Annotated in this window: 21 protein-coding genes; 4 read left to right on the top strand and 17 right to left on the bottom strand. The window is 63.0% G+C overall.

Annotated elements, in window-relative coordinates; all coding sequences use genetic code 11:
* Position 1: 1 nt before the first annotated feature.
* The 10 genes from EB231_RS20800 to EB231_RS20755 form a co-directional block, all read right to left on the bottom strand.
* Positions 2–1,456: an NAD-dependent succinate-semialdehyde dehydrogenase gene (locus EB231_RS20800; RefSeq protein ID WP_172350511.1), complete on the bottom strand. Its 1,455-nt coding sequence runs from the start codon at positions 1,454–1,456 to the stop codon at positions 2–4.
* Positions 1,453–2,757, bottom strand: coding sequence for a 4-aminobutyrate--2-oxoglutarate transaminase (gene gabT, locus EB231_RS20795; RefSeq protein WP_172350510.1), 1,305 nt, complete (start codon positions 2,755–2,757; stop codon positions 1,453–1,455). The genes EB231_RS20800 and gabT overlap by 4 nt, the downstream gene beginning before the upstream one ends.
* Positions 2,758–2,854: 97 nt before the next feature.
* Positions 2,855–3,046 (bottom strand): hypothetical protein, encoded by a 192-nt coding sequence (locus EB231_RS20790; protein ID WP_172350509.1) that lies wholly within the window; start codon positions 3,044–3,046, stop codon positions 2,855–2,857.
* A gap of 4 nt (positions 3,047–3,050) precedes the next feature.
* A complete protein-coding gene (locus EB231_RS20785; protein WP_172350508.1) occupies positions 3,051–4,748 on the bottom strand; it encodes a hydantoinase B/oxoprolinase family protein in 1,698 nt (565 codons plus the stop codon).
* Positions 4,749–4,759: 11 nt separating this feature from the next.
* A complete protein-coding gene (locus EB231_RS20780) occupies positions 4,760–6,790 on the bottom strand; it encodes a hydantoinase/oxoprolinase family protein (RefSeq protein WP_172350507.1) in 2,031 nt (676 codons plus the stop codon).
* 26 nt (positions 6,791–6,816) lie between these two features.
* The gene (locus EB231_RS20775; RefSeq protein WP_172350506.1) at positions 6,817–7,518 is read right to left on the bottom strand and encodes a GntR family transcriptional regulator; all 702 of its coding nucleotides are present in this window, start codon (positions 7,516–7,518) and stop codon (positions 6,817–6,819) included.
* The gene (locus EB231_RS20770; RefSeq protein ID WP_246740690.1) at positions 7,511–8,572 is read right to left on the bottom strand and encodes a branched-chain amino acid ABC transporter permease; all 1,062 of its coding nucleotides are present in this window, start codon (positions 8,570–8,572) and stop codon (positions 7,511–7,513) included. The genes EB231_RS20775 and EB231_RS20770 overlap by 8 nt, the downstream gene beginning before the upstream one ends.
* A complete protein-coding gene (locus EB231_RS20765; RefSeq protein ID WP_172350505.1) occupies positions 8,572–9,486 on the bottom strand; it encodes a branched-chain amino acid ABC transporter permease in 915 nt (304 codons plus the stop codon). The genes EB231_RS20770 and EB231_RS20765 overlap by 1 nt, the downstream gene beginning before the upstream one ends.
* Positions 9,487–9,497: 11 nt before the next feature.
* Positions 9,498–10,268, bottom strand: coding sequence for an ABC transporter ATP-binding protein (locus EB231_RS20760; protein ID WP_172350504.1), 771 nt, complete (start codon positions 10,266–10,268; stop codon positions 9,498–9,500).
* A gap of 95 nt (positions 10,269–10,363) precedes the next feature.
* Positions 10,364–11,560 carry an ABC transporter substrate-binding protein gene (locus tag EB231_RS20755; protein ID WP_172350503.1) on the bottom strand — a complete coding sequence of 399 codons (1,197 nt, stop codon included), beginning with the start codon at positions 11,558–11,560 and terminating at the stop codon, positions 10,364–10,366.
* 161 nt (positions 11,561–11,721) lie between these two features.
* On the opposite strand from EB231_RS20755, the gene EB231_RS20750 reads away from it, so the two are divergent.
* From EB231_RS20750 to EB231_RS20735, 4 genes are all read left to right on the top strand, one after another.
* Complete coding sequence (locus EB231_RS20750) at positions 11,722–12,450, top strand: ABC transporter ATP-binding protein (RefSeq protein WP_172350502.1); 729 nt, start codon at positions 11,722–11,724, stop codon at positions 12,448–12,450.
* Between the two features lie 26 nt (positions 12,451–12,476).
* Entirely contained in the window at positions 12,477–13,685 is a 1,209-nt protein-coding gene (gene lhgO, locus EB231_RS20745) for an L-2-hydroxyglutarate oxidase (protein ID WP_246741028.1), read from the top strand.
* A 370-nt stretch (positions 13,686–14,055) separates the two neighbouring features.
* Positions 14,056–14,268, top strand: coding sequence for a hypothetical protein (locus EB231_RS20740; protein ID WP_206681849.1), 213 nt, complete (start codon positions 14,056–14,058; stop codon positions 14,266–14,268).
* A 79-nt stretch (positions 14,269–14,347) separates the two neighbouring features.
* The gene (locus tag EB231_RS20735; RefSeq protein ID WP_172350500.1) at positions 14,348–14,719 is read left to right on the top strand and encodes a YybH family protein; all 372 of its coding nucleotides are present in this window, start codon (positions 14,348–14,350) and stop codon (positions 14,717–14,719) included.
* Between the two features lie 53 nt (positions 14,720–14,772).
* On the opposite strand, the gene EB231_RS20730 is transcribed toward EB231_RS20735, so the two are convergent.
* The 7 genes from EB231_RS20730 to EB231_RS20700 all read right to left on the bottom strand — a co-directional run bounded on the left by EB231_RS20730 (position 14,773) and on the right by EB231_RS20700 (position 21,761).
* Positions 14,773–15,075: a DUF982 domain-containing protein gene (locus EB231_RS20730; RefSeq protein WP_027051844.1), complete on the bottom strand. Its 303-nt coding sequence runs from the start codon at positions 15,073–15,075 to the stop codon at positions 14,773–14,775.
* A 139-nt stretch (positions 15,076–15,214) separates the two neighbouring features.
* Positions 15,215–16,201, bottom strand: coding sequence for an ABC transporter ATP-binding protein (locus EB231_RS20725; RefSeq protein WP_172350499.1), 987 nt, complete (start codon positions 16,199–16,201; stop codon positions 15,215–15,217).
* A gap of 8 nt (positions 16,202–16,209) precedes the next feature.
* A complete protein-coding gene (locus EB231_RS20720; RefSeq protein ID WP_172350498.1) occupies positions 16,210–17,169 on the bottom strand; it encodes an ABC transporter ATP-binding protein in 960 nt (319 codons plus the stop codon).
* Complete coding sequence (locus EB231_RS20715; protein ID WP_140773624.1) at positions 17,166–18,137, bottom strand: ABC transporter permease; 972 nt, start codon at positions 18,135–18,137, stop codon at positions 17,166–17,168. The genes EB231_RS20720 and EB231_RS20715 overlap by 4 nt, the downstream gene beginning before the upstream one ends.
* Positions 18,137–19,153: an ABC transporter permease gene (locus EB231_RS20710; RefSeq protein WP_172350497.1), complete on the bottom strand. Its 1,017-nt coding sequence runs from the start codon at positions 19,151–19,153 to the stop codon at positions 18,137–18,139. Before EB231_RS20710 ends, EB231_RS20715 begins: the two co-directional genes overlap by 1 nt.
* A 22-nt stretch (positions 19,154–19,175) precedes the next feature.
* On the bottom strand, positions 19,176–20,837 hold the full coding sequence (locus tag EB231_RS20705; protein WP_172350496.1) for an ABC transporter substrate-binding protein: 1,662 nt from the start codon (positions 20,835–20,837) through the stop codon (positions 19,176–19,178).
* An 18-nt stretch (positions 20,838–20,855) separates the two neighbouring features.
* A complete protein-coding gene (locus tag EB231_RS20700) occupies positions 20,856–21,761 on the bottom strand; it encodes a proline iminopeptidase-family hydrolase (RefSeq protein ID WP_172350495.1) in 906 nt (301 codons plus the stop codon).
* Positions 21,762–21,768: the final 7 nt, after the last annotated feature.

Genomic DNA, 21,768 nt, shown 5'->3' with positions numbered 1-21,768 from the left:
CTCACCCCACCTTCAGCCCGCCGAAGCAGGCATATTTCAGCTCAACATATTCCTCGATGCCGTACTTGGAGCCTTCGCGGCCAAAACCGCTTTCCTTGATGCCGCCGAACGGGGCAAGCTCGGTGGAGATCAGGCCTTCGTTGATGCCAACCATGCCGAACTGCAATTCTTCGAGGACGTGCCAGATGCGGTTGACATCACGGGCGTAAAAATAGGCCATCAGGCCGTAGCGCGTGTCGTTGGCGAGGCGGATGACTTCCGCTTCGTCCTTGAAGCGAAAGACCGGAGCGATCGGACCGAAGGCTTCTTCCTGCGCCAGCCGCATCGGCGCCTGCATTCCGCTCAGCACAGTCGGTTCGAACCAGGTGCCGCCGAGCGCATGCGGCTTGCCGCCAGTCTCGATGCGCGCGCCGCGATCCACGGCGTCGCCGACAAGCTCCACCACTTTCGCCACGGCTTTTGCGTTGATGAGCGGCCCCTGCACCACCTCCGGCGCGGCGCCGTCACCGACTTTCAGGCTAGCAACCTGCTCGGTCAGCTTTGCGACGAAGGCAGCGTGGATGCCGTCCTGCACATAGATGCGGTTGGTGCAGACGCAGGTCTGGCCGGAATTGCGGAATTTCGAGGCGATAGCACCGGCGATGGCGAGATCGAGGTCGGCGTCGTCGAAGACGATGAACGGTGCATTGCCGCCGAGTTCCAGCGACAGTTTCTTGAGCGTATCGGCGCACTGCCGCATCAGGAGCTTGCCGACTGCTGTCGAGCCGGTGAAGGAAAGTTTTCGGATCACCGGATGCTCGCAGAGCAGGCGCCCGATGCCGGCGGCATCCTTCGACGGCACGATGTTGAGCACGCCGGCCGGAATGCCGGCCTGCCGGGCAAGCTCGGCCATTGCGAGCGCCGTCAGCGGCGTTTCCTCGGAGGGTTTGACGACCATGGTGCAGCCGGCGGCGAGTGCGGCCGCCGCCTTGCGGGTGATCATCGCCAGCGGGAAATTCCAGGGCGTGATGGCAGCGCAAACGCCGATCGGCTGTTTCAACACGATGAAACGCCGGTCACGACCGGCCGACGGGATGACGTCGCCATAGACGCGTTTGGCTTCTTCCGAGAACCAGTCGACGAAGGAGGCGCCGAAGGCGACCTCGCCGCGTGCCTCGTAGAGCGGCTTGCCCTGCTCGGCCGTGATCATCTGGGCAAGATCCTCGGTATGGGCAGTGATCAGGTCGAACCAGGCGCGCAGTAGCTTGGCCCGTTCCTTGGCCGGGCGCTGGCGCCAGTCCACGAGCGCGCGCTCGGCCGCAAGGATCGCCCGCTCGACGTCGGCGGTCGCAAGATCGGCGACGCGCGCGATAACCGCGCCCGTCGCCGGATTGCAAACCTCGAAGGTCGAGCCCGTGTCCGCCCCGGCCCAGGCGCCATCGATGAAGGCCTTGTCGTGAAGCAGCGCGAGCGTCATTGTCCGCGCTCCACCTTTTCCAGTGCCGCCCGCAGGCTGTCCTTGAGGATGGCAATGCCTTCGTCGAGATGGTCGAAGGGAATGGTCAGCGGCGTCAGCACACGCACGACATTGCCATGCACGCCGCAGGAGAGCAGCAGCAGGCCCTTTTCGGCAGCGGTGTGCGTGATGGCTTTCACCAGTTCAGGCCAGGGCTGGCGCGTCTCGCGGTCACGCACGAATTCGATCGCCACCATGGCACCAACGCCGCGGACCTCGCCGATGCAGGAAAATTCGTTGCCCTCCTGCCAGCCCTCGAAGACCGCCTTCAGCCGGCGGCCGACCTCGTTGGCGCGGTCGATCAGTTTCTCGTCCTCGATGATCTCAAGCACCGCGATCGACGCGGCGCAGGATAGCGGGTTACCGGCAAAGGTGGAGCCGACGCCGCCCATCGGGATCTTGTCCATGACATCGGCGCGGCCGGTGACGGCGGCGATCGGGAAGCCGCCGCCAAGGCCCTTGGCCATGACGACGATATCGGCGGCAACGCCGGCATGTTCCATCGCGAACATTTTTCCGGTTCGGGCAAAGCCCGTCTGGATCTCGTCGGCGATCAACAGGATGCCGTGCCTGTCGCAAATCTCGCGCAGCGTGCGCAGGAACGTGACGGGCGCCGGGTAGAAACCGCCCTCGCCCTGCACCGGTTCGACGAAAATGCCGGCGACGCGCGTCGGATCGACCTCGGAGCGGAAGAAGCGGTCGAGGGCGGTCAGGGATTCCTGCTCGGAAATGCCGTGATAGGGGATCGGGAACGGCAGGTGGAAGACATCCGGCACCAGCGGGCCGAAGCCGGCCTTGTAAGGATTGGTCTTGCCGGTCAGCGTCATCGCCATCAGCGTGCGGCCATGGAAGGCACCGGAGAAGGCGACAAAGGCCGAGCGGCCGGTCGCGGCGCGGGCAATCTTGGCGGCGTTCTCCACGGCCTCGGCGCCGGTGGAGACGAGAAAAGTCTTCTTCGGGAAGTCACCCGGCACCAGCTTGTTCAGCTTCTCGCAGACAGTGACATAGTCGATATAGGGCGTGGTCTGGAACGAGGTGTGCGTGACCTTGTCGAGCTGGTTGCGCACGCGCTCGACCACCTTCGGATGGCGATGGCCGGTGTTGTTGACGGCGATGCCAGCGGCAAAATCGATGTAGCGCTTGCCTTCGACGTCCCACAGTTCGGCGTTCTCCGCCTTCTCGATATAGACGTCGAGATGTTTCGACAGGCCGGCCGGAATGGCGGCTGCGCGCCGCGCCGTGAAGGCAGCGTTCGTGGACATGGGTATCTCCTTGGACAGTTTGTTATGGCGCGGCGCTTGTCGCGGCGCTTGAAGTTGTCGGCCCCATCCCTGACGGACGGGGCCGGCGCATCGATTGCTAGACTGCGGCCTTGGCGCGGCGGGCGTCCCGGTCGATCTTCCAGTCGACGCATTCCTGAGAGCAATAGATGCTCCCGTCATGCGTCTTCCTGCGGGCGGAATCCTCGGCCGAGGCCTCGTAGATCAGCACGCCGCAATTGGCGCATTTGGTGTAGCTTTCAATGTAAAGCCCGTTCAGCGAAAACTTCATGGTCTCAGGCCTCCTGATAGCCGTAGTGTTTGTGAGCGGCCGCCTTCGAGACGTAGCCCTCGCGGACATCCTCCGCGACCGCCGCCGGATCGCGCTTTGCAGGCTCGCCGTAGCCGCCGCCGCCAGGGGTGACGAGCCGCACGCGATCGCCGCGGCGAATGGAGACGTTGGAGTAGCGGCTGGTCGAGGCCTTGCCATAGGCTTCGCGCATCGTCTGCCAGTCGCTCCGCCCGGACTTCATGACCAGCGTCGCGCCGAGGCCGCCTTCCGTGCCGCCATTCAGGCCCCAGGGGGCCAGCAAGTGCCGGTCAGTCATCTGCGAGCAGATGATTTCGTCGTTGAGGCACAGCATCTGCTTGGAATAGCCGACCCCACCACGATATTCGCCGGCACCGCCGGCATCGACGTTGAAGGCGAGGCTTTCGATGCGCCAGGGGAAGCGCGTCTCGTAGACTTCGACCGGCGTGATGCGGCAATTGCCGTTGATCGAGTCGACGCCGTCATTGCCATCGGCAAAGGCGCGGCCGCCCCAGCCGACCGCTTCGAGGTCGTAACAGGCGAAATACTCGCCTGTGTCGGCATCGACGCCGCCGAAGACGAAGTTGCAGTGGGTGGCACCCTCCGCCGCCATCACCCGGTTCGGGATCGCCGGGGCCATGGCGCCGAGGATCGTGCCGACGATGCGTGGATGGGTTTCGGTGTTGCCGCCGACTTCCGGCGCGGGGAAGTCCACGTTGACGATGGTGCCGGGCGGCGCCATGACGCGGATCGGCCGGAAGCAGCCGGAATTGCGCGGGATCGTCGGGTCGGTCATGTGTAGCACGGCGTTGTAGGCCGCCGATGTGGCAACGCCGAGCGTTGCGTTGATCGGGCCGGAGGCCTGCGGCGAGGAACCGTGATAGTCGACGATGATCTCGCCGCCGCGCTTATGCACTTCGACAGCGACCGTATAAGTGCGGTCGGCGTCGATACCGTCGCTCTCAATCTTGTCGGAGAAGGCATAGATGCCGTCCGGGATCGCCTCCAGTTCGGCACGCATGCGGCGCTCCGAATAGAGCAGCAAGTCGTTGACCGTCTCCTTGATTTTCTCCTTGCCGTACTTCTGGTAGATTTGCGTCATCTGCTTTTCGCCGAGGTCGACGGCGGCGATGAGGGCGCGCAGATCACCATAGTTGACGCGCGGCGTACGCACGTTGGCGAGAAGCAGCTTCCAGACCTCGATATTGTCCTTGCCGCGCTTCTTGATCTTGACCGGCGGAATGCGAAGGCCCTCCTGGAAAATTTCCGTCGCCTCGCCGCAGAAGCCGCCAGGCGCCATGCCGCCGACTTCGGCGATATGGCCGATGGCGACAGCAAAGCCCATGATCTCGCCATCGACGAAGATCGGCTTGAAGAAGGTGTGCTCCGGCGTGTGCAGGCCCCCGCGATAGGGGTCGTTGTGCAGGATGACGTCGCCCTCCTCGATCTCGTCGATCGGGATTTCCTTGAGGCAGGATTTGACGAGCAACGGCATGCCGCCGATCTGCGCCGGGCAATAGTCGGCGACCGCGATCATGTCGCCGTTCATGTCGGCAAGCCCGCAAGTGAAGTCGAGCGCCTCGTTGAAGATCGTCGAATAGGACGTCTTCATCAACACGATCCCCATCTCCTTGCAGAGAGAGACCATGCTGGATTCCAGAATGTTCATCGTAACGAAGTCCATGATGGTACTCCTCAGGCCGAAATGATCAGATTGCCGAGCCGGTCGACGCGGAGCGTCTGTTTCGGCTGCAAAATGGTGACGGAGGCGCTTTCCTCCACAATGGCGGGACCGGCGACGGTCTGCCCCTGCTTGAACGTGCCGCGGTCGTAGGTCTTCACCTCGTGCCAGCCGTCCTCGAAGCGTACCTTGCGGCTGCCCGAGGACGCCGGCGTGCCTTCGCCCTTTTCGAGCTCCCGCATCTTCGGCTTTTCGGAGACGGCGACGGCGACGACCTTGAGATTGACCGTCTCGATGGTCTCACCCGGAATGGAGAAGCCGAAGCGGTTCTGGTGCTCCTCGTGGAAGCGTTCCCAGAGGCTTGCTATGGTCTCCTCAGTGAACTGGTTGGCCGGGAAGCTCAGTTCCAGCTCGTGGTTCTGGCCGAAGTAGCGGGCCTCGATGGAGCGGTAGATCTCCACCTTCTGCTGGTAGCCCTGGGAGACCAGCTCGGCGATGGCGCCATCCACCAGTTCCGTCATCGCCGCCGTGGCGCGGGCACCGTCGAAGTATTTCGAGATCTGCTGCACCGTGCGATGCCGGTCAACACGCGCATCGGTCATGATGAAGCCGAAGGCGGAGAACTGGCCGGGATAGTTCGGCACGATGCCTTGCGGAATGCCGGAAATATCCATCAGGTCGCAGATATGCACCGGTCCCGCCCCGCCCGAGGCGACGAGCGAGAAATCGCGCGGATCAAGGCCGCGCTGGAGGAGAACGGCACGCAGTGCGCCCAGCATGTTGTTGTTGGCGATCTGCACCATGGCGAAGGCAGCAGCATCGACATCGAGGCCGAGCTGGTCGGCGATTGTCTTGACCGCGCGATGCGCCGCCCCGGCGTCGAGCTTCATCTTGCCGCCGAGGAAGTAGTCGGGGTTGATGCGGCCGAGCACGACATTGGCGTCCGTCACCGTGGCATTCTCGCCGCCACGGCCGTAGCAGGCGGGCCCCGGGGCAGCGCCGGCCGATTGCGGGCCCATGCGCAACATGCCGCCCTTGTCGATCCAGGCGATGGAGCCGCCGCCGGCGCCGATCGTGTGGATGTCGATCATCGGGATCTGGATCGGCAAGCCCCATTCGATCTCGAAGCTCGTCGTCACATGCTCCATGCCGTCCACGACGGTCGAACAATCGGTCGAGGTTCCACCCATGTCGAAGGTGACGAGGTTCTTGATGCCGGTGAGTTCGGAGAGGACGCGGGTGGCGACGACCGCACCGGTCGGGCCGGAGAGCGTCATCTGCACCGGCGCTTCTGCAGCACCTTTCAGCGTCGATTCACCGCCGTTCGACTTGATCACGCCGATCCTGTCGCCGATGCCGATGCCATCGAGGCGCTTCTGCATGCGGTGGAAATTGTCGGAGACGATGGGCTTCAGATAGGCGTCGGCAATCGTGGTCGAGGCGCGGTCGTATTCCTTCCATTTCGGCAGCACCTCGTAAGAGATCGAGATCGGCATGCCGGGCAATTCTTCCGCAAGGATGTCGCGGATGCGCTGCTCGTGGCTCGGATCGATATAGGAGAACAGCGTGCAGACAGCGATTGCCTCAATCGTGCCGTCGGCCTTGATCGTTGCGGCCACCTCGCGCACGGCCGCCTCATCGAGCGCCGTGACAAGCTCGCCCTTGGCGCTGAAACGCCCGCCGATCTCATAGGTGTCGGCGCGCTTCATCAACGGCTTGGTCTTGATCCAGGTAATGTCGTAGTGACTGCGGCGATCGCCGCGCTGGATGAAGGGAACATCACGAAAACCGGTGGTCGTGACATAGGCGACCTTCGCGCCGCGCCTCGTCAGCAGCGCGTTGGTGGCGATCGTCGTGCCGAGACGGATCTTGTCGACGCTTGTGACATCCTCTACCTGCGCGAGCCCCTGGAGCACGCCTTCGATCGGTTCGGAGGGTGTTGTCAGGTTCTTCCAGTTTTCGATGGTACCGGTCGCCGCATCGTAGGAAACGAAGTCGGTGAACGTTCCCCCGATGTCGATGCCGATGATTTTCGTGTCAGGCATTATGTCCTCATTTCTCATGGATAGGATCAGGACGAGCGGGGTTTTTCCCGGTCGTAAGCTTCAAGCAGGTGACGCCAGGAATCGCGGATATGATCGCGGATGGCGTCCATCGCCTTTTGGGGATTGCGGGTGCGAAGCGCCTCGACGACCGGCCAGTGATCGACGGCCGCCGCCATCTGGCTCTCGAACTGGCGTTCCGCCATCGTGATCAGCATCTGTACTTCCGCCTGGATGTTGGTGAAGGCGTGCAGCGTCTGGCGGTTCTTCGACAGCCGGCAGATCTCGAGGTGGAAGGCGAGGTCGTTCTCGACAAGCGCGATCTCGTCATTGGCATTGGCGGCCGCGACCATGGCATCGACGAAACCGGCGATGCGGTCGATGTCGGCATCCGTCATCTGCGGCAGCGCCTGTTCCATCGCGAAACGCTCGACGACCACGCGGAAGGAGAAGATCTCATCGATATCGCTGTGCAGGAAAGTGCGAACGAAGGTGCCCTTGCGGGGAACCGCGACGAGCAGGCCACGCTCCTCCAACCGGCGTATCGCCTCGCGGATGGGATTGCGGCTGATCCCGAGCTGGCGGGCCAGTTCCGCTTCGTTGATACGCTGGCCGGGCTGGAGCCGGCCGAAGATCAGTTCGCGCACGAGTAACGTCGAGACCTGGTCGGACAGCATCCGGTGGTCGATGATGCCGATTGGCTCGTCTGTATTGAAGAGATTGTTAGCCATTGATGAGCCCCTTCTCGCGCTGTAGCTGCTGCGGCAAGCCTATTTCTCGCCCTGCCATGATCCCGTCTTTGCGGAAGACCAGTATCAACAGCATAAAGCCCGCGATGATAAGCTCCTGCGTTCCCGCCGGCAGCGACCACTGCTCGCCGCCGATCGAGATCCCGCTTTCGAGGCGACGGAAGATATCGATCATCACCGTGATGACGACGACGCCGACCACCGCGCCGGCAAGGCTGCCCATGCCGCCGACGATGAGCATGGCGAGCGCGAGGAAGGTGAAGCTCAGGAAGAAATTGTTGATCGACACGGTGCCGAGGTAATGCGCCTGCAACACGCCGCCGAGGCCGACCAGAAAGCCCGAGAGCGTGAAGGCGATGAGCCGCGACCAGTAGAGCGAGATGCCCGACGCGGCGGCCGCGACCTCGTCTTCCCGCGTCGCCCGGATAGCAAGGCCGAAGGCGGAAATCTGGTAGAGATAGGCGATGACGATCGCGAGAACGGCGCAGATGAGCGCAAGCCAGGCCGTCACATAGGTCGGCAGGCCGACGATCGAGGCAGAGCCCATGGTGACGCTGTCCCAGTTGGAATAGACCACGTTCAGGATGAAGAGCACGGCAAGCGTGGAGATCGACGCAGCAAGGCCCGTGAGCCGCATGATGACGAGGCCGGTGAGGAAAGCGGCGGCGCCGGCGAGCAGCACCGAGACGACGGCGGAAGGCAGCAGCGGGATGCTCTGGTCGCGCAGGAAATGCGGCAGGCCAGACATGGTGATCGGCTTCAGCATCTCGCAGCAGGTCTGCCAGGCCGAGGCATAGGCTGCGATCGCCATGAAGGTGGCATGGCCGAAGGAAATAATGCCGGAATTCCCGACGAAGACGTAAAGCCCGACGACGATCACGATGCTGATCAGCATTTCGATGACGGTGCGCTGCAGGGAGAGACCGCCGAAGTGGCCGGTGACCACGACGATGAGCGCGAGCGGCACGACAAGCGCCAGCACCGGAAACCAGAAGCGGCCGATCGCGGCAAGGGATGGCATGGTCTTGCTCTTCATTACACACGTTCCTTAGCGGCGCTGGTGACGATCAGGCCTTGCGGGCGGACGAGGAGGATCAGGATGACGAGCGTGAACACACCGGCATCGCGGAAGGGGCGCAGATCGGCCGGCAGGTAGGTTTGCAGGAGCACACTGGCGACACCCACGAGGAACCCGCCGAGTGCTGCCCCCGGCAGCGAGCCCATGCCGCCGATGACGGTAGCGAAGAAGCCGTAGACGACGGGCATCAGGCCCATGCGCAGGTCGAGCGTGCCCGTCTGGATCGTGAGCAGCAGGGAGACCACACCGCTGAGCAGGCCCGAAATGGCAAAGGCGAGCGCGATCACCCGGTTCGCCGGCATACCGAGCAGCCGGGCCATCTGGAAGTTCTCCGCCGCTGCCCGCATCTGGATGCCGAGCGGTGTCTTCTTGAGGAAGAGAACCAGCGCGACGAGCAGGCCGGCGGTGACGCCCATGGTCAGGAGCTGCACGCCCGGAACGCGCACGCTACCGATTTCCACCGCGTTTGCGAGACCCTGCCCGATCCCGACCGATTTAGGCCGGCCGGTATGGATGAGCATGACGAGGTTCTGCAGGAAATAGCTGACGGCGAAGGACGAGATGAGCAGCGTCGACGGGTTGGAATTGCGCAGCGGTCGGAAGGCGACGCGCTCCGTCAGCAGCGCCAGCACGACAACCACGAAAAGCACGCCGCCGATCATGAGGGCGGCGGGAAGCGCACCGAGCAGCAACGGCGGCGTGACGCTCGCCGTGGGCACGACCAGCGCATAGGCGCCGATGGTGATATAGTCGGCCTGCGCGAAATTGACGAGCCGCATGACGCCGAAGACGAGGCCGATCGCCAACGCGACAAGGGCATACAGGCTGCCCAGCGCGATGGCATCGACGAGAACTTGAACGATGTTGGCCATGGCGTCCGGTCCTAGATCGCGAGTGTGCTGTCGGCCGCTTTTTCGCCCAGATAGGCGCGGCGAACGGCGGGGTTCATCCGGATATCCTGCGGCGAGCCTTCGGCGAGGCTCTGCCCGCCATCGAGCACATGGATGCGCTGGCACACCCCCATGATCACCTTCATGTTGTGTTCGATCAGCAGCACGCCGCAGCCGAAGCGGGCCGGCAGCTCGGCGATGACTTCCATCAGCGCCTCGCACTCAGCGTCGTTCATGCCGGAAGCCGGCTCGTCGAGCAGCGCGAAGGACGGCTGCAAGGCGAGTGCCCGGGCAATGCCGACGCGCCGCTCGTCGCCATAGGAAAGACTGTCGCAACGGTGATCGGCCTTCTCCGCGAGGCCCATCCAGTCGAGGATGTCGAGCGCCCGCTCCCGGGCCTCCCGACGAGACAGCCCGCCGCCGATCGCCGCAACGGAGAGGTTCTGCTCCACCGTCATTGTCCGGAACAGCCGGGCCGCCTGAAAGCTTCGGCCGATGCCGGCCTGGGCGATCTTGCGGGCAGTCAGCCGCGACACGTCGATGCCATCGAGGCGGATGCTGCCGCTCGTCGGCCGCTGGAAGCCGCTCAGCACATTGACCATCGTCGTCTTGCCGGCGCCGTTCGGGCCGATGAGGCCGAGGACTTCGCCGCGGCTGAGTTCGAGGTCGACCCCGTTGAGCGCCCGGATGCCGCCAAAGGCGACGGCAACACCGCGGGCTTCCAGCCGTTCTTTCGATCCCGATCTTTTCGATGGGCGTGACATATCGGGCGAGACCTATCCGTAAGCTCGGCTGTGAATTTTCCAGGAGATTTGGTTCTGCCAGCCGCACCACCATGCGGCCGGCGGATCGCAGTCGGTTACTGACCGACGCGGAACAGGAGCTTCATGTCCGGCTTGAACGAGTTCCGGTAGACCTCGACGGCATGGAAGGAGCCGTTCTCGACCTTCATGATCAGCCAGGGGCGGTCGACCTGGATATGCAGCTGATCGGTAAACGAGGTCGGGCCGGCCGTGAACGGCTGGTCCTTGAAGGAGTTCATGACGCCGACCACGGCTTCGGATTCAGTCGTCTTCGCTTGCTCGACTGCGTACGCCCACTGCTCGATGAGGCTGTAGCCCAGAACCGAGTAGGAGGAGACCGGCGGCTCGCCGTAACGCGCCTTGTGGCTTTCAAGGAACTTGTTCATCTCCGGCCGCGGGTCATCGCCGTAAAGCGACATGAAGGCGGGCAGGTAAAAATCCTTCAGGCCCGGTACGGCGTTGAGCCAATAATTGTCGACCATCGCAGTGTTGGCGAGGATCGGCTGGTCGATGCCGGCGGCGCGCAGCTGGCGCACGGCGGAAGCGCCACCCGGCGTGAACGAGCAGACGAAGACCGCGTCCGGCTGTTTTGCAAGCCCCTTGAGGCGGGTGATCTGCGAGGCGATCGACGGGTCGTCGTTCTTGAAGGTGTCGTTGCCGAGGATCGTTTCCTCGCCGCCACCCGCGACCCAGGCCGCCCGGAACCCGGCGCAGGCCGACTTGTTGTATTCGATCGTCAGGTCTTCGAGCACGTAGACTGACTTCAGGTTCATCTTCTTCTGGGCATATTCGGCAATCGCGATGCCTTCCGACTGCGCCGCGCTGTTGGCCGTGAAGGTGAGTGGGCCGACGCCTTGGACGCCCATCTTCGGATCGGCGGCGCACAGGCTGAAGGCGATCTTGCCAGCCTGCTTGGCGGCGAGCGCCGACGGGGCGCCAAAATCGTAGTCACAGGAGACGACCAGCATGTCGACGCCGCCATCGACGAGCTGCGCGCCGACAGTTGCAGCGCGAGCCTGGTCCGTCTTGGTGTCCATGACAGAATATTCGATCTGACGTCCCAGCAGCCCGCCAGCCTTGTTGATCTCCTCGATCTTCATGACCGCCGCTTTGAAAGGCGCGCTGTCGTAGTTCGAAAGCCAGCCGGATTCCGCGATGGCGAACCCGATCTTGATCGGCTCTTCGGCGCGCACGCCGGCCATAGGCAATAGAAAGGCGATTGCGGCCGAAGCGGCCACAGCAACAGATTTCATCGTCGTTCCCCTTGGCGATGACCAATGCACCGCCTTAATTATTTGCACATAGTCCTCTGTGGACAGAAGACAGAATGCGAGTTAGATTTTTTTTGTCAATGGCAAAAAAATGGCGGGCCATTCTGGTTTGATCGCGCCACAGACCGTCAAAGGGGAATGACATGCTTGAAATCCGCGGCCTCACCGCCGGCTATGGCCGGCTTGCTGCCCTGAAATCGGTCGATCTTGAAGTCAGAAAGGGGGAGGTCATTTTCGTCGTCGGCCCCAACGGCGCCGGCAAATCCACGCTCCTGAAGTCAATTTCCGGGCTCATGGCGCCGACTGGGGGCACGCTTGTCTTCAATGGCGAGCCGATCGCCGGCCAGTCGCCGGAAAAGCTGTGCCGGAAAGGTTTGGCACTGGTGCCGGAAGGCCGCAGCATCTTCCGGACACTGACGGTGCAGGAAAACCTGCTGCTCGGCGGCATGATCCGCAAGGACAAGGCCGAAGCGGCCGCCGATCTGGAACGGGTTCTGGAAGCGTTTCCGATTCTCAAAAGCCGCTACCGCGGCGTTGCCGGCCACCTTTCCGGCGGCGAGCAGCAGCAGCTTGCCATTGCCCGCGCCATCCTGCAGCGCCCGTCACTGATGATGATCGATGAACCGTCGCTCGGCCTTGCGCCGCTGGTGATCGACCAGGTCTACGAAAGCCTCCGCCAGCTTAACGCCAGCGGGCTGACCCTGCTCGTCGTCGAACAGTCCACCGCCCGTATTCTCGACCTCGCTTCCCGCATCTACGTGCTGCGCAACGGCCATGTCGCGCTGGAGGGTTCGGCAAGCGAACTTGCCGATGGACATGCGCTGGAAGAAGCCTATTTCGGCTACGGCGACCGTCAGACTGCACACGCATAAGCAGGCAAACAAGGGCGAGACATATGATTTTCGACTATTGCGTCATCGGCGGCGGCATCGTCGGCCTGGCGACGGCCATGCGGCTGCTTGAGACATATCCCGGCTGCAGCCTGATCCTGCTGGAGAAGGAGGAAGCTCTCGGCAGGCATCAGACCGGCCACAACAGTGGCGTCATCCATGCCGGTATCTACTACCCGCCGGGCAGCCTGAAGGCCGAGCTCTGCCGCAAGGGTGCCGATGCCACCAAGGCCTTCTGTCAGGAGCACGGCATCCGCTTCGATGTCTGCGGCAAACTACTCGTCGCCACCTCCTCACTCGAAGTGCAGCGCATGGAGGCGCTCCACGAACGCTCGAAGCAGAACACGATCGAAGTCCATCGCCTCAGCGAGGGTGAATTGAAGGAGCGGGAACCGAACATCCGCGGTCTTGGCGCGCTTTTCGTGCCCTCGACCGGCATCGTCAGCTATGCCGACGTCTGCCAGGCCATGGGCCGGCGCATCAAGGCTCTCGGCGGCGAGATCCGCCTGTCGGCGCGCGTCACCGGCATTCGCGAAGCCAGGGATTCCGTCGACATCGCGTCGACCGGCGAGAACTGGCAGGCGAAGAAACTGGTGGTCTGCGGCGGTCTCCAATCGGACCGGCTGGCCGTGCTCGCTGGGCTTTCAATCGAGCATCGCATCGTTCCCTTCCGCGGCGAATACTATCGCCTGCCCGCATCGAAGAACGACATCGTCCGCCATCTGATCTATCCCGTCCCGGATCCCGCCTTGCCCTTCCTCGGCGTGCACCTGACGCGGATGATCAACGGCAGCGTCACGGTCGGGCCGAATGCCGTGATCGGTTTTGCCCGCGAGGGCTATCCACGGCTTTCATTCAATGTTTCGGACACGGCCGACTACGCGCTGTTTCCCGGCTTCTGGAAGACCGTGTTCGCCAACCGCGGATCGGCGTTGACGGAACTCCGCAACTCGCTCTGGAAGCCAGGCTATCTGGAGGAGTGCCGGAAATACTGCCCGAGCCTCGACCTCGCCGACCTGCTCCCGCACGAAGCAGGCATCCGCGCGCAAGCCGTGCGCAAGGACGGCGCCCTCATCCACGATTTCCTGTTCGCACAAACGGACCGCATGCTGCACGTCTGCAACGCCCCCTCACCCGCCGCCACGTCGGCGATCCCGATTGCGGAGATGATCGTGGGGCGCATGGCGGATGAACGTCGACGCATGCCAGTGAACTGAAAAACGGCAGTTCGGGATAGGGCCAGTTGGCGTGGATGTCCTCCAGAGCCATGTCATACGGCTCCATGAACACGAGCTTGCCCGCTGACTGGGCGAACACCGGCATGGCGCCGAGCATGAGACCGGCGCCGCCAGCGGCCATGCGCTCGTTGCGCCGCACTTCCGTGAGAGGATTCCATGGGGTCGATGGGCGGCGCTATAATCCTTGTTGTCTTCCCCATCACCAGTGGTAATGGGAGCTAAGTCGCCCCATGAATGCTGTGAATGATCGAAAATGGGCCGGTGAACAAACCACCGCTTCTGGGATCGCCAAAGAGCTTACGGGCGGCGACAAGGCGCCAAGCTTGAGCCAGGCTGGGTGCCCACAAAAATGGGTGGCCCCGGGGCGTCCGACGATATGAAGCAGGCGCATCTGACTCAGGCCTGGCTCGCTGCCGACAACGACCCGCAAGCCAAAGCAACCGGCCGCTATTTCTATCATCTGCGTCCGCTGGCCGCCAACCGCCAGGCCGACGACAAGGCGCTTCAGGATCGTCTGCTTGAAATCTGCGCCGAGCTTTCCGGCATCACTCTGCCTGCCTGATCCAGAACATTCCGTGAGCTGTCACGAATACGAAGGAGCATTCCACAGTAGGATCCGGTGAAGCAGAAGCGAAGCCAGCATGGGCGATTCAGTCGTAAGAAAGCCAGTCTACGATCCGCAGGATCTCGAGCCGCTGCTGATTTCGCGGCAGCATGCCGGAGATGTCGATGGCATGACCGCTTTGTTCGAACCCGATGCGGTGATCGACTGCGGCGGCGGACGTTTTCTGCGCGGCCGCGAAGCCATTCGCGGCTACTATGCCGAGATCCTCGCGTCAGGACGGAAGTTTGCCGTGGGGGAACAGCGGCCTGCACTCATTTGCGGCGACCTGGCACTCACCTCCACCCGTCTTCCCGATGGCGATATAACCAGCGAAGTCGCACGGCGGCAAAGCGACGGTTCGTGGCTTTGGGTGATCGACCGTTATTCCGTCGCTTGGGCAGACAAATAAACTGTCGTTATGGACGCGGTCCACAACGTTCAGCATCCAGCAGCCCGACGCGTCTATCGCCGCAGCGCGTATACGCCTGCCATGGTTTCGCCGGCGACGGGCAACGCCATGTCATCGTCCAGAAGGCGCGTGATCCGGGCAAAGCCCGTGAATGCCTTCCTCGCCTCTTCAGCCGACATTTGTCCCGACAGGGCGGCCGAGCAGCAATTCAGCGCGCACTGATACACAGGTCCACGTCGTCCCGTCGGCCATTTACGCAAGAAAACCATCGCCTCGGCGACACTATCCACTTCTTCTACAGGGTGTCCCTGCCCGCGCGAAATCCGCACGGGCGAAAAGAAATGCAGGTAGTCCATTGTTTCCTCCCGGTCGATAGCGATGCGCCCGATCGAACCGATTGAAACGCGCCGCCTGACCGTCGGTTCCACGCAAAAAACGGAATCTTCAAAAATATTTTGGCCGAATGCGATCGCCGATGCGACGATGACCGCTCGGCTACACCGTCGGAAAGTGGCAGGCAACTTTCCGGCCGGGCCGATACTCCCTCAGCTCCGGCCGCTCCGTGCGGCAGCGCTCGACCGCGATCGGGCATCGAGGGTGGAAACGGCAGCCGGATGGCGGCTTGAGCGGGCTTGGCACATCGCCGGTAAGGATGATGCGCTTGCGCGTCCCGCTCGGCGTCGTCTCAACCACGGGCACCGCCGAGATCAGCGCCTGGCTGTAAGGGTGGGCCGGGGCCGCAAACACCTCCTCCGCCGGCCCTTCCTCGACGATCGAGCCGAGATACATGACGGCAATGCGGGTCGACACCTGGCGCACCACCGAGAGATCGTGGGCGATGAAGATGTAGGTGAGGTTGAGCTTCTCCTGCAGGTCGGCGAGCAGGTTGACGATCTGCGCCTGCACCGACACGTCGAGCGCGGAAACCGGCTCGTCCAGCACGACAAGATCGGGGTTCAACGCGATGGCGCGCGCGATGCCGACGCGCTGGCGCTGCCCGCCGGAGAATTCGTGCGGATACCGCATGACATGATCCGGCAGCAACCCGACGAGGTCGAACAGTTCGGCGACGCGCGCGGTGATCTCGCGTGACGAAAGCTTGCCATGGATGCGCAGCGGCTCGGCCACCAAATCGCCGACACGCCGGCGCGGATTGAGCGAGGCAGACGGATCCTGGAAGACCATTTGCAGGCGCCGCCGCAGCGGCCTCAGTTCGGAAAGCGACTTCGAGGTGATGTCGTCGCCTTCAAACAGAAGCTCGCCGTCAGATATGTCGTAGAGCCTCACCAGGCAACGCGCCAGAGTCGACTTGCCGCACCCGGACTCGCCGACCAACCCGACCGTCTCGCCACGCCGCACGCTCAGCGAAACATTGTCGACCGCATGCACGGTTCGCCTGCCTTCGGCGGAAAAGCGGGTGCCGATCGAGAAACGCTTTCCCAGCGAACGCGTCTCGAGAATCGGGCGCTCTTTGTCGGTCATAGGTCCGCTCATGCCTGTGCCACCCGAAAGCATGCCGCGGCGTGGGTACCGGCCCCAAGGTCGGGCTTGCCGGTCACGCAGGGCTCGTAATGCACCGGACAACGCGGGCCGAACGCACAGCCTTGCGGCAATCGCAGCAGCGATGGCGGCGAGCCAGGAATGGCCGGCAGGCGGCGCGGCTTGTCGCCGGTCAGCGGCGGGATCGAACCGAGCAGCGCCCGCGTATAGGGGTGTCGCGGGTCGGAAAACAGCTCCATCCGACTGCCGCGTTCAACCACGCGGCCCGCATACATGACCATCACCCGGTCGGCGAGTTCGGAGACCACGCCCATGTCGTGGGTGATGAAGACGACCGCTGATTTGTGTGTTGCGCGCAGCTTGCGCACCAGGTCGAGAATGCCGGCCTGCACCGTGACGTCGAGCGCCGTGGTCGGCTCGTCCGCCACCAGCAGTGCCGGATTGCAGGACAAAGCCATTGCGATCACCGCCCGCTGCCGCATGCCGCCCGAAAGCTGGTGCGGGTAGCGCGACATCGCCTCGTGCGGGTTGGGAAAATTCACCTCGGCCAGCAGTTCTTCCACGCGCTCCATCGCCTTGGCCTTGCTGATGGTGCGATGCGCGCGGATCTGTTCGGCGATCTGCCAGCCGATCGTGTAGACAGGCGTCAGCGCCGTCATCGGATCCTGGAAGATCATCGCGATCTCATTGCCGCGCAGCCGTCTCAGTTCGCGCGCGGGCAGCCCCACCAACTCGCGGCCCTTGTAGCGGATCGAGCCTTCGATGCTGGCATTGGGGTCGGTGATGAGGCCCATCACGGCCAGCAGCGACACCGTCTTGCCGGAACCGGACTCGCCGACGACACCGAGGATCTCGCTTTCCTCGAGGTCGAAGGAAACGCCGTCGATGGCCCGCACCAGACCGTCATTGGTGCGGAAGGACACTTTGAGGTCGCGCACCGACAGTATCATGATGTCCTCAGGCGCGGATCGAGAAGGATGTAGACGAAATCGACGACCGCGTTGGCGATCACCACGAACATGGAAGCATACATTACCGTTGCCATGATCATCGGCAGATCGAGGTTTTGCAGTGCGTCATAGGTGAGCTTGCCGATGCCGTGCAGCCCGAACACCACCTCGGTCAGCAGCGCCGAGCCTCCCACCAGTGCGCCGAAGTCGAGGCCGAACAAGGTGACGAAGGCAATGAGCGACGTGCGCAAGGCATGGCGCAGCAGGATGCGGGTCTCCGACAGCCCCTTGGCCCGGGCCGTGCGGATATAATCTTCCTGCAGGGATTCGATGATGGCCGCACGCAGCACCCGCCCATAGATGCCGATGTAGAGGATGGCCAGCGTGATCCATGGAATGATCAGCGTCAGGAACCAGCCCTTCGGATCGTCGGAGAAATTCTTGTAGCCGAGCGGCGGCACCCAGGAGAACGCCCAACTGTCATGGTAGCGGCTCTGGGTGATCAGGTTCATCACCTCGCCCAGCCAGTAGACCGGCATGGAAATGCCGAGCAGCCCCAGCGCCATCAGAAGCTTGTCCAGCCAGCTGTCGCGCGTGGCGGCGGCAACGATGCCGATGATGATGGAGACAACCACCCACAGGATCGCAGCCCCGAACACCAGCGAGAGCGTGACGGGAATGGAATCCATGACTGCCGGCACCACCTTCCAGCCACGGTTGACGAAAGAGGTCAGGTCGCCAGTGACGAAGATCTTCTCCATCATCTTCACATATTGCACGTAGAGCGGCCGGTCGAAGCCGAAGCTATGGCGCACCGCCTCCAGCACTTCGGGCGACGCATTGCGGCCGGCGATGCGCGCGGCCGGGTCGGCGCCCGGCGTCGCGAAAAAGATCAGGAAGACGATGACCGAGATGCCGAACATGACGAACAGCATCTGACCGAACCGGCGCAGGATGGCGTAAATCATCAGTCGCGCCCCAGCCGAACCTTGGAGCGCGGGTCGAGCGCGTCGCGCAGCCCGTCGCCGAAGACATTGAGCGCCATGACCGAAACCGCGATCGCCAGGCCCGGAACCAGTGCCACCAGCGGCCTGGTGTAAAGCAGCGCCTGTCCGTCCTGGATGATGGTGCCCCAGCTCGCCGCCGGCGGCTGCACGCCGATCGACAGGAAGGAGAGTGCCGATTCCGTCAGCATGTTCAGCGCCATCATCAGCGGCACGAAAACGATCAGCGTGGTGGTGATGTTGGGCAGGATATCGCGCCACAGGATGCGCCATCCCGGCACGCCCAGATTGATCGCGGCGAGCACGAACTCGCTGTGGCGCAGCGACAGGACCTGCCCTCGTATCGGTCGAGCCACATAGGGCACGTAGACGATGCCGATGATGATAACCGGCAACCAAAGGCTGCCGGACTCGATATCTATCGGCCCGATCCTGATCCCCTGCGCGATGGTGACGATGGAAAGCGAAATCGCCAGCAGGTAGATCGGAAACGCCCACAGGACATCCAGCAAGCGCGACAGCACCGTGTCGGTGACGCCACCGAAATAGCCGGCGATCAGTCCCGCCGCCGTGCCGATGATCAGCGTGAAGATGGTGGCCGCCCCGGAGATCAGCAGCGAGCTCAGCCCGCCATAAAGCATCCGGGCCATGACATCGCGCCCCTGACTGTCGGCGCCGAGGAAATAATTGCCGAGCCGCCAGGTCGGACCGATCGGCGTGTAGCCGAGCCCGAGCCCCTCGGTCGATTGTTCCATCACCGGGACGTCGGTGCCGTCGATCTGGATGACGGCGTCGAGCGTCGAGGCGAAGGGGTCCACGCCTGCCCATTGCGCATAGAGAGGTGCACTGAGGCAGGCAAGGACGATGAGGAGGAACACGGCCAGGGACGCCATCGCGGCCCTGTCCCTTGCCAGCTTCGCAAACGCGACGGCCCAGGGCCCTCGCGTCTTGCGCGGCATGGCGACAGCTTGGTTCGACACGGACGTGTCCCTCCAAAGGTCGTTACTGCACCCAGGACTGGGTGATCATCCAGTTGAACTGCCGGTTGAACTTGAAATTGCCAACCCGTTTGCTGACGAAGTCAAGCCGCTTCGGCGTGAAGAGGCCGACGGCCGGTGCCTTGTCCGTGACTTGCTTGTCGATTTCGGCCCACAATTTGTCGGCGGCTTTCTGGTCGGTCACGCCAAGGTCCAGCGCCTTTTGCATCTTGGCATCGATGTCCTTGTCGCAGAAGCCGGCGATGTTGATCGAAGCATCCGAACCCTCACGGAAGGAAGCGCAGCTGAACAGGATGTTCAGGAAGTCCGAAGCCGCCGGGTAGTCCTTGTACCATTGGGTGACGGACATCTGCACTTTGTTGTTGGTGTTCTGGATGTAGGTGAACTGGATATTGGACGAGATCGGCTTGACGTCGGCCACATAGCCGATGGTCGTCAGCACACTCTGCAGGTAGACGCCGATCGACCGCGAAATGGCGGTATCCTCGACGATGATGGTCACCTTCTGGCCCTTGGTTCCCGATTCCTCGACGAGCTGCTTAGCCTTGTCGAGATCAGGCGCCGACCATTTGGTGCCGGGGTCCTTGGTGAAGGGGCAATAGTCTTCGTGGCCGGGGAAGTCCGGCGGCAGAACCTGGCAGACCGGCGATGCCAGCACCTTGCCGCCGAACAGCTTGACCAGTGTGTTGCGGTCGATCGCATAGGCAACAGCCTGGCGCGCCTTTTCATTGTCGAATGGAGCGAGGCGGTTGTTCAACGGGGCGTACCACCAGGCCGAAAGCGGCGAGATGTGCAACTGGTCCATGGACTTGCTGCCAAGTTCGCCCAGGCGGTCGCTCGGCAATGCGTCGAACATCCAGTCCGCTTCGCCGTTCTGGATCGCGGTGACGGCCGCTTCCTCGGACAGGCCGAAATCATATTGGACAACGTCCGGATAGCCGTCCGGCTGTGCTTCCTCGCTCCACTGCTTGAAATTGGGATTGCGCGAAACCGTCATTCCTTTGTTGGGGTCGAAGGCGGAGATCATGTACGGACCGGTGCTGGGGATGGGCTTGGAGCCCATGTCTTCGGCTGGCGTATCCGCCGGCAGGATCACGGCATGCGGCAAGGCCAGCTTGTAGAGGATTTCGGCGTCAGGCTTGGTGAGGTTGACGGTGATGGTGCCCGCCGCTTCATCGCCGACAACGCCGCCTTCCAGCGTGCAGCCCTTGGTGTCGGCCAGGCATTTGTCGGCGCCGACGATGCCGGCATAGAACGTGCCGGAGGTCGGCCCTGAAACCTTGAAGATGCGCTGGAATGAGGCGACGACATCCTTCACGCCAAGATCCTGGCCGCTGGAGAACTTGATGCCTTTGCGCAATTTGAAGGTGAAGGTCTTGCCGTCATTGGTAACCTCGGGCAGCGCCTCTGCCAGGTCGGGAACGATGGTGAAGCCGTCCATGCCCTCGGCCTTGCGGAAGGCCACGAGCCCGTCATAGATCGGCTGGTACATCTGCCAGCCCTGGTCGGTGTAGTTGATATGCGGATCGAGTGTACCCGCCGCGGAGCGGGCCAGAAGGCGGATGGTGCCGCCTCGGTGCTCCTTGAGATATTCGGCCTGTGCCGGAGAAAGCCACGCGCCGGCCAGCAATGCCGCGGCTGATGCCGCCAGAAGCAGTTTCTTCATGTCTTGATTCCCCTTTTCTCAGTTGTCGTTGTGGTCCAGGAAGTCTCCCACCGCCCGCATGCACGCATCCTGTTCTTCGACATGCGGCATGTGGCTGGAGTGCTCGAATATCTCCCAGCGCGATCCTTTGATGCCGTCCTTGAAGGGCTGCACGGTCGCGGGCGTGGCCTCGTCGTGACGTCCGGAGATGATCAGCGTGGGAACATCGATGGCCGGCAGGCGGTCGATGATGCTCCAATTCTTCAGGGTTCCGATGACGTGGAACTCGTTCGGCCCATTCATCAAATTATAGACGGTGGGATTGCGCACAACCTGGGCGAAGGTCTCCGTCACCTCTGGCGGGAACGGCACGACCCGGCAGACATGCCGCTCGTAGAAAACCATCGTCGCTGCCTGGTAGGCCGGATCGTCCGTCGTGCCGGCCTGCTCGTGGCGGGTCAGTGTCTCCTGCACGTCCTCGGGCAGGTCGGCGCGCAACCGGTTGGCCTCTTCGACCCACAGCTTCATCGAAGCCGGCGAATTGGCGATGGTCAGCGACTTCAGGCCTTTCGGCCGCGTGACCGCATATTCGGCACCCAGCATGCCACCCCAGCTCTGGCCAAGCACATGGAAGCCCGTGCGAATGCCAAGACGGTCGACCAGGTTTTCAAGCTCGTCGATGAAAAGCAGAGGTGTCCAGAAGTCGGCGCCTTTCTCGGGCAGCAATGTGGAATTGCCGCAGCCCAACTGGTCGTAGTGGATGACGGCGCGATCTCTTCGGGCAAGAAGCTTGTAGGCATCGACATAGTTGTGGGCAGCGCCTGGCCCACCATGCAGGATCACCAGCGGGGCCTTGGCGGCGTCGATGTCGCCAGAGATCCGATACCAGGTCTCATAGCCGCGGAAGGTGGCCCGCCCTTCCCTGCCAATGATCTCAGACGACATCCCGGTT

This window comes from Mesorhizobium sp. NZP2298, assembly GCF_013170825.1.
Lineage (GTDB): Bacteria > Pseudomonadota > Alphaproteobacteria > Rhizobiales > Rhizobiaceae > Mesorhizobium.
The sequence above is the reverse complement of the archived record's forward strand: the minus strand, read 5'-3'. Positions and strand labels throughout refer to the sequence as shown.